The following is a 15,265-nucleotide window of genomic DNA, read 5'->3' on the forward strand; positions in this document are numbered from 1 at the left end:
TGAAACGGAAAACTTAGATTATGAGTGACGAAACTCCCGAAGTCCCGGCGGAAAACACTGCTGACGACGTAGTTCTTGAGGGCGATGTGCTGACCGACCGCGTGGAGCAGGTGGACCTGCAGACAGAGATGCAGCGGTCCTACCTCGATTACGCCATGGCCGTTATCGTCGGCCGCGCCCTCCCGGACGTCCGCGATGGCCTGAAGCCGGTACACCGCCGCGTTTTGTACGCAATGTTCGACGGCGGTTACCGCCCCGACCGCTCGTTCAACAAGTGCGCCCGCGTGGTTGGCGACGTCATGGGTACCTACCACCCGCACGGTGACATGGCGATCTATGATGCCCTGGTGCGCCTGATCCAGGACTGGACCATGCGGTACCCGCTGGCACTTGGCCAGGGCAACTTCGGGTCACCGGGCAACGACGGCGCCGCTGCACCGCGTTACACCGAAACCAAGATGGCACAGCTGGCCATGGAAATGGTCCGGGACATCGACGAGGAAACCGTCGACTTCCAGGACAACTACGACGGCAAGAACCAGGAACCCACCATCCTGCCGGCGCGTTTCCCCAACCTGCTGGTCAACGGCTCCTCCGGTATCGCCGTCGGCATGGCCACCAACATTCCGCCGCACAACCTGCGCGAGGTTGCCCAGGGCGTGCAGTGGGCGCTCGAAAACCCCACGGCCACGCGGGAAGAGCTTCTTGAGGCGCTGTTGCTTCGCATCAAGGGTCCTGACTTCCCCACAGGTGCCACCATCTTGGGCCACAAGGGCATCGAAGATGCCTACCGTACCGGCCGCGGTTCCATCACGATGCGCGCCGTGGTCAACGTCGAGGAACTCCAGGGCCGTACCTGCCTGGTGGTAACCGAGCTGCCGTACCAAGCCAACCCGGACAACTTGGCCATCAAGATTGCCGAACTGGTCAAGGACGGCAAGATTTCGGGCATTGCGGACCTCCGCGATGAAACCTCCGGCCGTACCGGCCAGCGCCTGGTGATCGTGCTCAAGCGCGATGCCGTGGCCAAGGTTGTACTGAACAACCTTTACAAGCACACGCAGTTGCAGGACAACTTCTCGGCGAACATGCTGGCAATTGTCGACGGCGTTCCGCGCACCTTGAGCCTTGACGCCTTCATCCGGCACTGGGTTGCGCACCAGATGGACGTCATTGCACGCCGCACCCGCTACCGCCTGCGCAAGGCCGAGGAAGAGGCGCACATCCTGCGTGCGCTCCTCAAGGCACTGGACATGCTGGATGAGGTCATTGCCCTCATCCGCGCGTCCAACACCACAGAGGCTGCCCGTGAAGGTCTCATGGAACTCCTGGAGATCGACGAACTCCAGGCCCGCGCCATCCTGGACATGCAGCTGCGCCGTCTGGCCGCCCTGGAACGCCAGAAGATCCAGGATCGCCACTCCGAGCTCGAGTCGATGATCGAGGAATACAACTCGATCCTTGCTTCCGAGGAGCGGCAGCGCCAGATCATCAGTGAAGAACTCGCGGAGATCGTGGCCAAGCACGGCGATGACCGCCGCACCCACATCCTGATGGGTTTCGACGGCGACATGTCCATGGAGGACTTGATCCCCGAAGAGGAAATGGTTGTCACCATTACCCGCGGCGGCTACGTCAAGCGCACCCGCAGCGACAACTACCGTTCCCAGCAGCGCGGCGGCAAGGGCATCAAGGGCGCACAGCTGCGCGGCGACGACGTCGTGGAGCACTTCTTCGTCACCACCACCCACCACTGGCTGCTGTTCTTCACCAACCTCGGCCGCGTCTACCGTGCCAAGGCTTATGAGCTTGCAGAAGCGGGACGAGACGCCAAGGGCCAGCACGTGGCCAACCTGCTGGCTTTCCAACCGGATGAGCACATCGCCCAGGTTCTGGACCTCCGGGACTACCAGCAGGCCCCGTACCTGGTGCTCGCCACCAAGAACGGCCTGGTCAAGAAGACGAGGCTCGAGGATTACGACACCAACCGCACGGCCGGTGTCATCGCCATCAACCTGCGCGACGAGGACGAGTTGGTTTCCGCCCAGCTGGTCAGCGAGACCGACGACCTCCTCCTGGTGTCACGCAAGGGCCAGTCCATCCGCTTCACGGCCACCGATGACGCGCTGCGCCCCATGGGCCGTGCTACGTCCGGTGTGACGGGTATGAAGTTCCGTGAAGACGACGAATTGCTTGCCGCAGACGTGGTCCAGGACGGTTCCTTCGTCTTCATCGTGACCGAGGGTGGCTACGCCAAGCGAACCGCCGTGGACGAATACCGTTTGCAGGGCCGTGGCGGCCTGGGCATCAAGGTCGCCAAGCTTGCTGAAGACCGCGGTGACCTTGTGGGCGCCTTGATCGTGCAGGAAGAGGACGAAGTCCTGGTGGTCATGGAGGGCGGCAAGGTGGTGCGCTCGGCAGTAACCGGAGTGCCTGCCAAGGGCCGTGACACCATGGGCGTCATCTTCGCCAAGCCGGACAAGAATGACCGCATTATTGAGGTTGCGCGCAACAGCGAACGTGGCTTGGAAGTCGAAGAGTCAGAAGACGGACTCGACGATGACGTAACGTTGGCTGCAAACGACGGCGCCTCTGAGGCGACCGTGACGGCCGAAACGGAAAACGACGCAGACCCGGAAACCGAAACGGGCGCGGAGCTGAACGAAGACAACACCGGAGGTAACGAGTGAGTAATTCCGACTCATATCCCAAGCCGAGCACAGGTGTCCCCGGCGGACTCCGGCAGCCCTCGGGCAGCGCGCAATCAGGAACGCCTGCACGGCCCCAACAGCGTCCCGGAACCGGGGCTACTGGAGCCGGAGCCGCTGGAGCGCGCCCAGCAACTGGCACGAACTCCGCGCAGCGGCCCACCGGAGCTCCCGGACAGCGGCCCGCCCAGGCAGGACAACGGCCTGCCGGCACTCCTGGACAGCGCCCGGCCCAGCCCGGCCAGCGCCCTGCCCAGTCAGGTCAGCGCCCCGCACAGGGTGCTCCCGGCTTGGTGAAGCCCGCTCCAAAGGCCAAGGTCCGCCGCGCACGGCTGCTCGTCAGCAAGGTGGATCCCTGGTCCGTCCTGAAGATGGCGTTCCTCCTGTCCGTTGCGTTGGGCATCGTCACAGTTGTGGCTGCCATCGTCCTGTGGACTGTGTTGGATCTCACGGGCATCTTCAACCAGGTGGATAGCCTCCTGGGGACCTTGGCGGGATCGGAAGGCAGTGGATTCGAACTGAAGAAGATCGCATCCCTCGGCCAGGTGGCATCCTTCGCCACCATTATTGCCGTGGTGAACGTGGTCCTGCTGACCGCACTGTCCATGCTTTCCGCGGTCCTGTATAACATTTCCGCAACGTTGGTTGGCGGCGTCGGCGTCACTTTGACCGACGACTAGGAAAAATCCGCGGAAATACGCCGAAATTGGCGGATTATCCTTACGGAAATGCCTCGATTTGAGATCGGGCCGGGATGTGCTGTACAGTCATATCTCGGCCCGATGAGGCATCGGGGCGTATAGCTCAGGCGGTTAGAGCGCTTCGCTGATAACGAAGAGGTCCCAGGTTCAAGTCCTGGTACGCCCACGGAACCAAAAGAGGTTCAGGTAAAACTGAACCGGAATGAGGTACTTGTGAAGAAGTTGCTGGTAGTTGTGGCAGCGGCGATCGCAGGTGTCCTGGTCTATAAAAAGGCCCAGGAATCCGAAGCCCGGAAGGATATCTGGAGCAAGTCAACCGACACGGTCGACTAGCCGAAGAGCCCGGTTCGAACTGGTAATTACCAGGGTGGACATGGGGTATGATTGACGGGTTGCTTCTTATGGGGGCATGGCGCAATTGGTAGCGCACCTGCTTTGCAAGCAGGGGGTTCGGGGTTCGAGTCCCCGTGCCTCCACCATAAGAAAAGTCCCGGTCAGAAATGACCGGGACTTTTGCGTTTAAGCCCTGCCCCCGGCTACCGGCCCCGCAGCAGGGCATGCGCCCCAAGGCTCTCACTCAGCCACCGGCTCGCAGCAGGGCATGAACCACATGGCTCTCAGCCAGCCGGGACCTGTTGCAGTGCGCGCTCCAAAAACGCCGCCAGCTCGTTGTTGCCCAGGACAGGTGTCACTACGCCGAGTTCCAAGGTGGGCTGTGTCTTGGCTCCAGCAGTCTTCAGGGCACCTTGCACTGTGGTGCCTGCGGCCGCTGCGGCTTCTGTATCGCCGCGTTTGGCCGCTTCCAGCATGGTGAGGGCCTCCTCCACGCCACGTCCGTACTCTGCCGCCGCTGCAACCCACGTAGAGCCGTCCTGGGCGAAACCGGGCTCGGCCATCCGGGGCAGGAGAGCGGGAAGCCGCTGAATCAGCTCAGCGCGGTTCCTCAGTGCCCCCGAGGGTTGCTTGCCGGCGTCGTACTCTGTCCAGAACTGGGCAATATCGCGCCGCAGCTCTGGTGCGGAAGGGGTGAGTTCGTCGTCCTGCCAGTCCTGGTTCAGGTCCACGAAGGCCCGCACCGCTGCCTGGACCTCAGGATCGGGGCCAGCGAGCAAGGCTAACGCGGCGTTCATGGAGTTGGAAGCATTGTAAGCGGGGCCGTTCCACGCGAGGTCTGCATAGTTGAAAATGGCGGGGAGGGAGAGATATGGCTGGATCATCGGGTTGGTGACAATGCCCTGGATGGAGGTGTGCAGATCTGCGTCCCTGCCAATCACGGGTGCCAGGAAGAGATGGTCTTGGGAGAAGTCGTTGACCGGATAGTTATCCCAGATGACTATGCTCCGGGGGGCACCGGCCGCTCCGTAGCTCTGGCCGGCTGTCTCTGCTGACCTCCGGGTGATCCGGTGGGAGACTACGTCTTCACCGGTCCACTGCACCACGATTCCAGGGTTCAATGCCTGACCGAGTTCGCGCTTGTACGGAGTGCTCGGTGAGCCGTTGTAGAAGGTGGGGACTGTTTCCAAGGGGAGGACGCCGTCTTTGGCGGAGATGAACTTTTCATTCACGTCGTTGAGGAAGGACGCTTGCGCCTTCGCCAGGTTTTCTTGCCCCGCACCAAATTCCCGGAGGTCTTCCGCGCATTGGACTTTGGTGGCGATGTCATCCAGTGGAATCACGTACGAACGAACTCCCAGCGCATACAGGGATTCAAGCTTCGCCACCGCGTCCTCAAGGTCGGCCTCGCGCGAATAACAAACATCGATCCCTGGTGAGAGGGCGTAGCTGAAGCGGACGTGGTTGGCTGCAGCAGCGTCGATCAGTTCCCGCAGTTCCTCGAGCTCTTTGTCGGTGTACAGCTCGCGCCACTTGTCGCGCAACAGAGGATCGTCCTTGGGCGAGTAGATGTAGGTGTTCATCTTCTGGCTGCCCGCAAATTCAATGACATCCAGACGGGCCTGGTGGGACCACGGTGTGCCATAGAAGCCCTCAATGACGCCGCGGGTCTTCATCAGAGGCCAGTCACTGACCAGGACCGGGGCCACAGAGCCGGCCTTGAGCAACTGCCGGAGGGTTTGGACGGCGTGGAAGACGCCGTCGTCATCGCGTCCGGCGAGGACCGCCGTCGGAATCCCGTCAGGCTGTCCGGTAGCAATCGCATAGCCTTCGGCGCGCCCAAGGGCATCACGGAGGGACGGGTCGCCGTCCACTTTCAAGGCCTTGAGCACCGGAGCAACGGCGGATTCGGTGCCAAGATGGATGGCAGATGATCCTTCGCGGGGGTTGGCAAGCTGCGTCACGATGTCCGCGGTGCCTCCAGCACCGGCAACGAGGTCCTGCACGGCGGCGGTGGAGGACTTATCGGTTCCGGCGGGTGCCACAACGTACACGTGACCGGTCAACGGAACAGCGGCACCTGTTCCGGCCCGGGCATGCTGAGGTACCGGGAAGATGCTTGGAACACCTGCCCCGTTTCCGCCGGTTCCCTGGGGTCCGTCAGGACGGTCATGTGAAACAGTGGACCATCCAGCGACGATCAGGGCAGCCGCGAGCACCCCGGCCGCCACCAGCAGCAGGACTGACCGCCGACGCTTTGCGCCGGGGCCCACGGGTGCCGTGTTCAATCAGATAACCCCTTGGGTACGCCGTCACCGGCACTCGGGAATGCTGAGTCAAGACAATCACACTGTTGGAGCATCAGATAGGGGTTGGAACACTGCCCCGCCCCACTAATGTTGATCCGTGACCCTTCTCATTGCCGCCCTGGGTGTCCTGGGTGTTGCCTCCTCCGGACCGCTCATTGCGGGCACCCTCGGAGCCACTTCAGTGACGGCACTGGCCATCGCTTTCTGGCGGAATGCGATCGGTGCGGTGGTGATGGCAACTCCCGTGGCCATCCGCGAGCCGAAAGCGTTCGGCAGGATCACCCGACGGGAATTCGGCTGGTCCACTGTTGCTGCCGTTGCACTGGCCTTCCACTTCGCCTGCTTCATCACCGCCCTCCAACTGACGTCGGTGGCGGCCGCTACTGCTTTGGTGTGCCTGCAGTCGGCGTGGATCGCGGTGTTCCAGCTGTTCCGGGGCACACGGCACCGGTGGCCGGTGCTTGTGGGCCTGGGGATCGCCTTCGGTGGCGTGGTGGCCATTACGGGGTTCGACATGGGTTCCTCGCCGGAAGCACTGCTCGGAGACCTGCTGGCGCTTGCCGGCGGCGCTCTGGCGGGTCTGTACACACTTGCGGGCGGGAAAGCCCGCCAAACCATGGGAACAGGTACCTACACCACGCTTTGCTACGGCATGTGCGCGGCGATTGTGGCGGTACTGGCCCTGTTCAGCGCCCAGCCACTGACAGGGTTCGACGCCGGAGGCTGGCTTGGCATTATTGCCATCACCGTCTGCGCGCAGCTGGTGGGGCACACGGCCTTCAACCACTTGCTGGCCACGATGAGTCCGCTGCTGGTGTCCATGATCATCCTGCTGGAGATTCCAGGTGCTGCAATCCTGGCCGCCATATTCCTGGCTGAGACCTTGCCGGCCGGGACCTATCCGGGCCTGGCGCTGATCCTGGTTGGACTGGCAGTGGTTGTGGCCGGGCAGCGGCGGGGCAGGCCTGAAGCAGACGGCCCTCAGGCAGACCGCCGCGAAGCCGAGCTGGGCACGGACTGAGGATCCGGCGTCGGGCGCTTATTGCAGGCGCTGCGCGCCTAGATGCCACCGCGGCGGGCGCCCTGCGCGGCGTTGGCCGTGTGGATGGCCCGCAGTATCTTGGCCGGGAAATACACCGAGAAGAACACCACCATGGGTGCTTTCAGGGCCATCTTTTTGACGTTGTGGGCCTTGTAGGTCCGGTCGAAGCGCTGCACGTAGTAGCGGTAATCGCGGGGTGAATCCTCCAGCCGGCGGGCGGACATCCCGGACACCATCTGCGGCACGTACTGCACTTTGAGATCGTGCTCGAAGAGGTGCAGGGACAGATCAATGTCCTCGTGCATCTCGTCCTTGGGATCCAGGCACGCTTCGTCGCGGATGGTCTCCCAGGCAGTGCGGCGCAGGGCCATGTTGGAACCGAAGAGGAAATGGTACTGGTGCTTGGCCAGGCGCAACATGAGCTGGCGCATCTTGTCATCCGCCTTGAGGCCGAAGCGGCGCATGGGCATGTCGTAATAGACCACTGGACCCGTTGCCGCAGCGATCGACTGGTCGGTGAACGCCTTTTGGACTTGTTCAACCCAGTCCGGTTCCAGGACGGAATCAGCGTCGATGCGTCCCACAACCTCGCCTGTGGCGCTGTTGAGGCCATGATTACGGGTGGGGATCAGGCCCTGCGAGGCTTCCTGGCGGAGGAGGATGATGGGGCTTTCCGGGTATTCCTGCTGCATCTGGCGCACGATCCGTGCTGTGCGGTCCGTGGAGAGGTTGTCCACCACAATGATTTCGTCAGCAGGAACCGACTGGTAGATGGCCGCGATGAGGCACTGGCGAATGACGCTTTCCTCGTTATACGCCGGGATGACGATGGACACGCCCGGGGGCACCGGACCATCCTGAAGGGCACCCGCAGAGGGTCTATCGGCTGACATCACTCCAAATCTAACACCCGAGGCAGTGCGTCGGACGGAGGCTTTGGTTACAAGCCGGCAAACACTGAAGGGATCCCGGCGATGGCCGGGATCCCTTCAGTTGCTCGACGTGCCGGCCCCTGCTCGAGGCCTCATGTCAGTGTTTAGTTCTGTACACCTTTGGCGTCCGAGTCCGAACCCTCAGTGTCCTTGTGCAAGCTGGCGGCGATGTTCTTTACCGCAGTTTTGGCGTCGGTGGCCACCTTCGCAGAGGAGTCTTCAACGTTCTTGAACGCATCCTTGGTGGCCTGCTCTGCCTCAGCTGCGGCTTCCTCCGGCGTGATGTCCTTCGTGCCGGATTCAGTCACTGCGGCAGCCGTTGCTGATGCTGAGGCGTCAGCCGAAGCCGGGGCAGCCGGAACCGGAGCGGGCGTGGGCGTTACCGGGGAAGGTGTCTTCCACGGATCCTCCACCGGCTTGGAAGCCTTCCATGCGGCAACGCCGGCGGCAGCAGCCGCGGCGATAACAGTCACGATCAGCCAGCCGCGCTTCTTGGGCTTCGGCTCCTTGCCCAGCTTGGAGGAAACGGCCTTGGTGGCATCCTCAGCCACTGCCTTGAGCTGCTTGCCGGTGGCCTGCGCCTGCTCCTGGACGCTGTGCACAACGCCGGAATCAACCAGCTTCTGCGCCACGGCGTCAACCTGGGCCGGCGCGTTCTCCAATGCGTGGTGAACAGCTACCGAAGCCTGGCCCAACTGCTCGGACAGCTTGGGCAGGTACTCGTCCACAACTTTGTCCCGTGCGTGTCCCAGAGCCGGAGTGGCTTTGTTGAGCGTCTCCTGGATCCTGGGCGTGGCGTCCTCCACTACGTCATGGATCTTCGGCGCGAGGTGCGCCAATCCATCCTGAATCCGCGGCGTAACAACAGCAACGCCGTCGGCGAGGTTGTGCGCAGCGGACTTCAGCCCCTCTTGAATCTTGGGGGAAGCGGTATCAATGCCGTGCTGGATACGCGGAACAGCCCAGTTGACGGCGGCTTCCACGCGGGGTGCTGCCCAGTCGCGGGCGTTATCCACACCTGCCACAACGGATTGTTCGAGGTCGCGGGCAATACGGTCTGATTTCTTCACAACTACCTCCCGATACACATGCTCGTTTGTTGCTAGCCTACGTCGCTTGGGGAACACCGGCTATTCATCTGCCGGATTCGTCCCGGATTTCACCGAGCGCGGAACCGGCTTTACAACTGCAACGGCGTTGACCCTGCATGGAAGAATGGGGCCATGACCATCGCAACCGCAAAAGCAACGATCCACACGACCCTCGGCGACATCAAGGTTGACCTCTTCGGCAACCACGCGCCCAAGACGGTCGCCAACTTCATTGGCTTGGCCACGGGCGAAAAGTCCTGGAACCACCCCGAAACGGGCGAAGACAAGACCGGGACGCCGCTGTACGACGGCACCATCTTCCACCGCATCATCAAGGACTTCATGATTCAGGGTGGAGATCCCCTGGGCCGCGGCGTTGGCGGACCGGGCTTCCAGTTCGACGACGAAATCCACCCGGAACTGACCTTCAACGCTCCGTACAAGCTGGCCATGGCCAATGCCGGTATCCAGATGGGCAAGGGCACCAACGGGTCACAGTTCTTCATCACCACCGTGAACACCGACTGGCTGTTCGGCAAGCACAGCATCTTTGGCGAGGTCACCGATGAGGAATCCCGCAAGGTCGTGGATTCAATTGAGGCCGTCCGCACCGGTATGGGTGACCGCCCCGTTGAGGACGTCGTCATCAACAGCATCGACATCGAACAGCTCTAACAACAATCTGAACCTGAGCTCATGAGTTACGGAATCCCGTCGGCAGAGCCGTCCGCTGATATTCCGGTGTGCCCGAGGCACCCGGACAGGCCCTCCTATGTGCGGTGCCAGCGCTGCGGGCGCCCTGCGTGCCCCGAGTGCCAGCGGGCGGCCGCCGTCGGGTTCCAATGCGTTGACTGCGTCAACGAACAAAAACGTACGACGCCGGCCTACCGGTCGCCGTACGGCGGCGCCTTGGCTGTGGGCAAGCCCTTGGTGACGTACGTGATCATTGGCCTCTGCCTGTTGATCTTTGTCCTTCAGTGGATTGTGCCCCGGGATGCGGTATTCCAGAACTTCGCCTTCGCGAACATCTTCGCCGATACCCAACCGTGGCGCATGCTCACTGCAGCCTTCCTGCATTCGCAGGGTTTCCTGCTTCATATCGTCTTGAACATGTACACGCTGTGGATCTTCGGACAAGCCCTTGAGCCTTTGCTCGGGCGCATACGGTTCCTCGCTCTGTACCTGATCTCTGCCGTCGGCGGATCAGTGGGCTACCTCGCCCTGACCCCGATGCTTCCGCCCGTTGCCGTCGTGGGTGCGTCCGGGGCCATCTTCGGCCTCTTCGGCGCCATGTTGGTGGTGCAACGTCACCGTGGCGGTGAAACCAAACAACTGTGGGTCCTGATCGCCATCAACGGCGCCATAGGTTTCTTCGTCCCCAGCATCGCCTGGCAAGCGCACCTGGGAGGGCTGATCACGGGCGGGCTCGCCGCCGCAGTGATCGCCTATGCCCCACGCGGCAAGAACCAGGCCCTGCTGCAAGCCGGCGGGCTGATCCTGGTGGCCGGCCTGTTGGCCGTAGTCACGTGGTTCCGCGTCACTGCCGGCTAGCGGGGCCTTCCTCGCTCCATCTTCTTCAGAACACTGCAGGATCTTTTTCAGACCGCAGGCTTGACCGGCTGTCGGAGGATGGTCTTTAGCTTCTCCGGTGCCGTGCGGCGCACGTCGCCGAGGTAGATTTCATGGTGCTTCCCTGTCATCGCCAGAGAGTTTCCGGGAATGAAACTGCTGTGCATCTCCTCCAGTACCGGCCCCTCAGCGTCGTAGGGGCCTACATGGAGTGTCTGCACACTCATGCCCTCCTCAAGCGGCTCCAAGCGAAGAGCGTCCAATGCGGGGGCCTCCCCCTTCTGGGCTACTACCTCCCTCGCTGCATCGAAGTGCTCAGGGGTGATCCAGTCCGGGACCATGTTCATCAACGTCCAGTCCCACCGTGATTTGTCCCGGGCGCTGGTGAAGGACTCCATGTCATCAGCCCACCAGAGGCCCTCCAAGGGCATCACTCCGTAGTCCTTACCGAGTTCGTTCTTGCTGAAGAACTTCAGCTTGTAAGCCACTGGATACAGCGTGGTCAGGGCGTCTTTATAGGCCTGGGCAGTGCCGGGATTCCCGTGGCCGTCGATCATGAGGAATTGCAGGGTGGGAACGGTCACCACGGAGAATTCACCGTGCCGGGCACTGTAGGTTCGGATCTCTTTCTTGAAGTCGCTCTTCATGGGACCACGGTACGCGCACGGTAGGACCGCATCGAACAATCCGGCCGCGTCCTCTGCAGAGCGGGCTATACGGAAGGTTATCCACAGCTGTTATCCACACTGTGCGTAACTTACAAGCATGTAGTTATCCCCATGAGCCCTCATGGAGGCTGTCAGATCGGCAGATATCCCCCGAAAGGCATGAATTTCTCCACACCTGTGGATAACTTTGTCCCCGCCCGACCCATTTATGTGGACAAGTCAGGCCGAATACCAACACTTGTGGACAACCCTGTTAATGACGCCGTGCAGCACGTTCTATCAACAGGCTTATCAACACTGTTAATAACTTACACCCGTGTAGTTCAGAGCATTCAGCGACCCTGGAGGACCGGCGTAGCGGGGATTTCCCCCGGAGAAACCCACAAGTTTTCCCCACCTGTGGATAACTTGTGGGTAGGCGGTTGTTATTAAGTGGGTAACTTCCTGGGCGCTGGATCCCAGTGGTACCCGCCTGACCCTGTCCCTGTGGAATTACGGCAGCCAAAGTGTCTTCCCCGGGCACAGTTGATGACGCTTCGGAATGACTCAAGGCAAAAGCGGCAATCCCGTGACGTTGAACTTTGAGTGAAGCTTGGAGCACTATCCACAGCTTGATACACAGTGGGTATAACTGTCAGTACCCGGGATGTCTGGTCAAAAGTGGCGCCAATGCAACGATCTGTGGCCAATTTCCATGGATGTCCACAGAGTTTATCCACGCCTGTGGATAAAGTTGCGCACTTCTGTGGACAAGGGCCGGGGATTGCCTGGCCCCCCGATTCACGCACCCGTTGAGCCGGTGGCTCAGGCCCATACCCCCGACGACCCGCGGCGATGACTGTCCAGAAGATGGGTGTCTATGATGCCGATTGCTTCCATGAGTGCGTACATGGTGGTGGGCCCAACGAAAGCGAAGCCCTTCTTCCGGAGTGCCTTGGAGAGTGCGATTGACTCAGGAGATGTTGTGGGAATGTCCGCATAGGTTCGGGGCGCCGGGGTGCTCTGGGGCTGGAAAGACCACACAAAGTCCACCAGACCGCCCTCCTCGCGCAGGGCAATGGTGGCCTTGGCATTGGTGATCGCTGCACGGATCTTGAGGCGGTTGCGGACGATCCCCGCATCCAGCATCAGCCGTTCGACGTCCTCATCCGTGAAGGCGGCAACGCTCTCCGGATGGAAGTCCAGGAACGCGGTGCGGAATGCTTCCCGTTTCCGGAGGATGGTGGCCCAGGACAGGCCCGCTTGGAAGGCTTCCAGGCTGATGCGTTCGTACATGCCCTGCTCATCGCGGACAGGCATTCCCCACTCGTGATCGTAGTAAGCCTGCATGAGCGGATCCGACGCAGCCCACAGGGGGCGGGCAAGACCGTCCTCGCCGGTGATGGTGCCGTTGTCCGGGCTCATGCATGCTCCTCCGCAGCCGGCACTTCTGGAACCCCGGCCAGTTGTTATGGCGTCTGGGGATATTCTGCCTTGTGGCTCTGACATTCAGCGCCTCAGGACAGTCCAGTAACCCTCATGGTTATGTTGATCCGTCCGTGCGACAGGCCACAATCCTCGGGAGCCGTCCCGGGAAAGACCTTGGGAATGCCGTGATAGGCAAACCTGGACGGCCCACCGAAGACGAACAGGTCCCCGGAGCGGAGTTCCACATCTGTGTATGGCTTGGTCCGTGTGGTGGTGTTGCCGAAGCGGAAAAGGCAGCCCTCGCCGATGCTAAGGGACACTACGGGTGCCCCGGAGCGTTCGTCTTTGTCCTGGTGCATACCCATGGCAGCGCCATCGTCGTAGAAGTTCACCAGCGCGGCGTCGGGCGTGTAGTCCGTGGCGAGGTGGGCCAGTGACTCATCAGGGTCTGCTCCGGACGCATATGCGTCCGCAACAGCCTTCCGTCCCAAACGAACCATCCAGTCCGGGAAAACAAGCACAGGACGGCCGTTGACGTCGGTGGCTTCCCGCGTGTACTTGTAGGGTTGCCAATGCCACCCAAGGCACACGGTGCGTACCGACATCCGGCGGCCGCCGGGAAGTGTCGCCGCCCGCAAAGGTACCGGCCCCTGGGTCCATTCGCCGAAGCGCCCCACGATCCACCGCTGCTGTTCGGCGCTGAGCCAGCCGGGAACATGGACCGCGCCCGGGGCAATCAGCCGGGGTCCGGCGTCGTGCGCTTCCGGCTGAACCAGCTCCAAAGGGAACAATGCGTCATCACTCACGCCGCTGCCTCCATGGTCAGCAGTGCGCGTTTCGCCTCCGGTCCCCCGAGGTAGCCGCCAAAGCTGCCATCCGATTTCACTACACGATGGCAAGGGATGATGACGGGAAGCGGGTTGGTGGCACAGGCGGTTCCTACAGCCCGGACTGCATTGGGGCTGCCCGCAGCCAAAGCGACCTCGGCGTAGCTTTCGGTGCGTCCGTAGGCAATCCGGGGCAGGTGCTGCAGCACGTTCAACCGGAACCCGCGGGACAGACGGAAGTCCACGGTGAGATCGAACTCTGTCCGGGTGCCGCCAAAATACTCCTCGAGCTGTCGCGCAGCACCGTCCAACCGTGCCGGTGCCTGAAGAATGCGGGGGCTGATGGTGTCGGACAGGCGCTGCAGGACTGCGGCATGGTTCTCCACCTCAAATGCCACCCGAACTATGCCCCGGTCAGTGGCAGCCAACAGGAGTTTCCCCACAGGCGAGTCCATTACCCTGTAGGCGACGTCCAAGGTGTGGGTCAGTTGGGCATCGCGGGCAAGCCGTGCGCGAAGGCTCGCAAGCGCGGGTTCCAGGCCGGCGTCGAGGGGTTCCAGGAGTGACAGGACATCCGCGTGGTCGGGGCTTGATTCAAGGGTCATCGGATTTCTCCCTTCGGAAGTGAATGTGCCATCGCCGGAAGGTCAGCCAGTGCGCTGCGGAGGGCTTTGACGCCGTCCGCCCCGGCGCGTCGTGCGGCCTCGGGAGTACCTCCCAGGAGTTCGGCTACGTCTTTATAGGGAAGTCCCGCCAGGTAGTGATACGCCACGGCTTGCCGTTGTTTAGGTGGGAGGTGGGTCACCGCGTCCAGCAACTCGGAGTGGTCCTCACCGGGAATGCCAAGGTGCGAGGCGTTCTCGGGCGGTGAATCCACCGGGAGGGCCCGACGGTTGCCGGCCCGCAGATGGTCGATGCATTTTCTGTGCGCTATGGTGACCAGCCAGGCCTGCACGTTGGCGTCGTGCGGGAGGTCAGGATAGGCCTGGAGGGCAGCGAGGAAGGTATCGGACCAAGCGTCGTCTGCATCGTGCACGCCGAGGACCGCACGGCACACCCGCAGGACCGTGGCGCCCTGTTCGTGCACTACCGATTCGAAGGGTTTCTTGCTGATCGTTTGCCGAAGCTCCATCAGAAAAGCTTTCCTTCTTTCACAGCCACCGGTTCCTCCAATTCAAGAAGGAAGCGTTTGTTCCGGAGGCCACCGGCGTACCCGGTCAGTTGACCCTTGCGCCCCACCACGCGGTGGCACGGAATGATGATGCTGATGGGATTGCGACCGACCGCGGAGCCGACGGCTTGGGCCAGATGAGGATCGCCCAACTCAGCGGCCAACTCGCCGTAACTGACGGTTTCTCCAAAAGGAATGTCGTGGAGCCGCGTCCAGACCTTTTCCTGGAAGGGGTTCCCGCGTGCCTCGTGCGGGACGTCAAATACGGTGCGGTGGCCACTCAGATACTCGTCCAGTTCGTGCCGGGTCCGGGCGAACACAGGATCCTCGAGTCCTATGGGAACCCCGAAGTAGTCGGGCGGAGGCATATGCCAGTGGCCCTCATAGAAGATTCCCGTCAAAAATTCCCCGCGGGCAGTCAGAGTCAACTGCCCCAACGGGGAATCCATGGTGGTGTGCCGGCTGTTCATATCTTGTAGACGTCCACGGGCACGGAGATGTGAGGTG

Annotated in this window: 15 protein-coding genes and 2 tRNA genes; 8 read left to right on the forward strand and 9 right to left on the reverse strand. The window is 61.9% G+C overall.

Going from position 1 to position 15,265, the window contains the following annotated elements:
- The first annotated feature begins 20 nt into the window (after positions 1-20).
- From gyrA to RQH14_RS06630, 5 genes are all read left to right on the forward strand, one after another.
- Positions 21-2,690: a DNA gyrase subunit A gene (gyrA, locus tag RQH14_RS06610; protein ID WP_311212524.1), complete on the forward strand. Its 2,670-nt coding sequence runs from the start codon at positions 21-23 to the stop codon at positions 2,688-2,690.
- On the forward strand, positions 2,687-3,388 hold the full coding sequence (locus RQH14_RS06615; RefSeq protein WP_311212525.1) for a DUF3566 domain-containing protein: 702 nt from the start codon (positions 2,687-2,689) through the stop codon (positions 3,386-3,388). Before gyrA ends, RQH14_RS06615 begins: the two co-directional genes overlap by 4 nt.
- Before the next feature lie 113 nt (positions 3,389-3,501).
- Positions 3,502-3,575, forward strand: a tRNA-Ile gene (locus RQH14_RS06620).
- Between the two features lie 47 nt (positions 3,576-3,622).
- On the forward strand, positions 3,623-3,742 hold the full coding sequence (locus tag RQH14_RS06625; protein WP_311212526.1) for a DLW-39 family protein: 120 nt from the start codon (positions 3,623-3,625) through the stop codon (positions 3,740-3,742).
- A 70-nt stretch (positions 3,743-3,812) separates the two neighbouring features.
- Positions 3,813-3,888, forward strand: a tRNA-Ala gene (locus tag RQH14_RS06630).
- A 138-nt stretch (positions 3,889-4,026) separates the two neighbouring features.
- Here the strand turns inward: RQH14_RS06630 and RQH14_RS06635 are convergent.
- Complete coding sequence (locus RQH14_RS06635) at positions 4,027-6,030, reverse strand: beta-N-acetylglucosaminidase domain-containing protein (protein WP_311212527.1); 2,004 nt, start codon at positions 6,028-6,030, stop codon at positions 4,027-4,029.
- Between the two features lie 118 nt (positions 6,031-6,148).
- Between RQH14_RS06635 and RQH14_RS06640 the strand changes: the two genes are divergently transcribed.
- Positions 6,149-7,072 carry a DMT family transporter gene (locus tag RQH14_RS06640; RefSeq protein WP_311212528.1) on the forward strand — a complete coding sequence of 308 codons (924 nt, stop codon included), beginning with the start codon at positions 6,149-6,151 and terminating at the stop codon, positions 7,070-7,072.
- A 38-nt stretch (positions 7,073-7,110) separates the two neighbouring features.
- Here the strand turns inward: RQH14_RS06640 and RQH14_RS06645 are convergent, their stop codons facing one another.
- Together RQH14_RS06645 and RQH14_RS06650 are read right to left on the reverse strand one after the other, a co-directional pair.
- Complete coding sequence (locus RQH14_RS06645; RefSeq protein WP_311212529.1) at positions 7,111-7,986, reverse strand: glycosyltransferase family 2 protein; 876 nt, start codon at positions 7,984-7,986, stop codon at positions 7,111-7,113.
- A gap of 143 nt (positions 7,987-8,129) precedes the next feature.
- Complete coding sequence (locus tag RQH14_RS06650; protein ID WP_311212530.1) at positions 8,130-9,095, reverse strand: hypothetical protein; 966 nt, start codon at positions 9,093-9,095, stop codon at positions 8,130-8,132.
- Positions 9,096-9,248: 153 nt separating this feature from the next.
- On the opposite strand from RQH14_RS06650, the gene RQH14_RS06655 reads away from it, so the two are divergent.
- The gene (locus RQH14_RS06655) at positions 9,249-9,791 is read left to right on the forward strand and encodes a peptidylprolyl isomerase (protein WP_159700318.1); all 543 of its coding nucleotides are present in this window, start codon (positions 9,249-9,251) and stop codon (positions 9,789-9,791) included.
- A 21-nt stretch (positions 9,792-9,812) separates the two neighbouring features.
- Positions 9,813-10,667 carry a rhomboid family intramembrane serine protease gene (locus tag RQH14_RS06660; protein WP_311212531.1) on the forward strand — a complete coding sequence of 285 codons (855 nt, stop codon included), beginning with the start codon at positions 9,813-9,815 and terminating at the stop codon, positions 10,665-10,667.
- Positions 10,668-10,714: 47 nt separating this feature from the next.
- Here RQH14_RS06660 and RQH14_RS06665 read toward each other — a convergent pair whose 3' ends face one another.
- From RQH14_RS06665 to RQH14_RS06690, 6 genes are all read right to left on the reverse strand, one after another.
- Entirely contained in the window at positions 10,715-11,332 is a 618-nt protein-coding gene (locus RQH14_RS06665; RefSeq protein WP_311212532.1) for a GyrI-like domain-containing protein, read from the reverse strand.
- Positions 11,333-12,157: 825 nt separating this feature from the next.
- Positions 12,158-12,757, reverse strand: coding sequence for a DNA-3-methyladenine glycosylase I (locus RQH14_RS06670; protein WP_311212533.1), 600 nt, complete (start codon positions 12,755-12,757; stop codon positions 12,158-12,160).
- 92 nt (positions 12,758-12,849) lie between these two features.
- A complete protein-coding gene (locus RQH14_RS06675; RefSeq protein ID WP_311212534.1) occupies positions 12,850-13,566 on the reverse strand; it encodes an alpha-ketoglutarate-dependent dioxygenase AlkB in 717 nt (238 codons plus the stop codon).
- Positions 13,563-14,192 carry a methylated-DNA--[protein]-cysteine S-methyltransferase gene (locus RQH14_RS06680; RefSeq protein ID WP_311212535.1) on the reverse strand — a complete coding sequence of 210 codons (630 nt, stop codon included), beginning with the start codon at positions 14,190-14,192 and terminating at the stop codon, positions 13,563-13,565. Before RQH14_RS06680 ends, RQH14_RS06675 begins: the two co-directional genes overlap by 4 nt.
- Positions 14,189-14,719, reverse strand: a complete 531-nt coding sequence (locus RQH14_RS06685; protein WP_311212536.1) for an RNA polymerase sigma factor — start codon at positions 14,717-14,719, stop codon at positions 14,189-14,191. The genes RQH14_RS06680 and RQH14_RS06685 overlap by 4 nt, the downstream gene beginning before the upstream one ends.
- Positions 14,719-15,228, reverse strand: coding sequence for a methylated-DNA--[protein]-cysteine S-methyltransferase (locus RQH14_RS06690; protein ID WP_311212537.1), 510 nt, complete (start codon positions 15,226-15,228; stop codon positions 14,719-14,721). Before RQH14_RS06690 ends, RQH14_RS06685 begins: the two co-directional genes overlap by 1 nt.
- Positions 15,229-15,265 lie beyond the last annotated feature (37 nt).

The sequence above is a fragment of the Arthrobacter sp. WCS2018Hpa-7 genome, assembly GCF_031843805.1.
Lineage (GTDB): Bacteria > Actinomycetota > Actinomycetes > Actinomycetales > Micrococcaceae > Arthrobacter.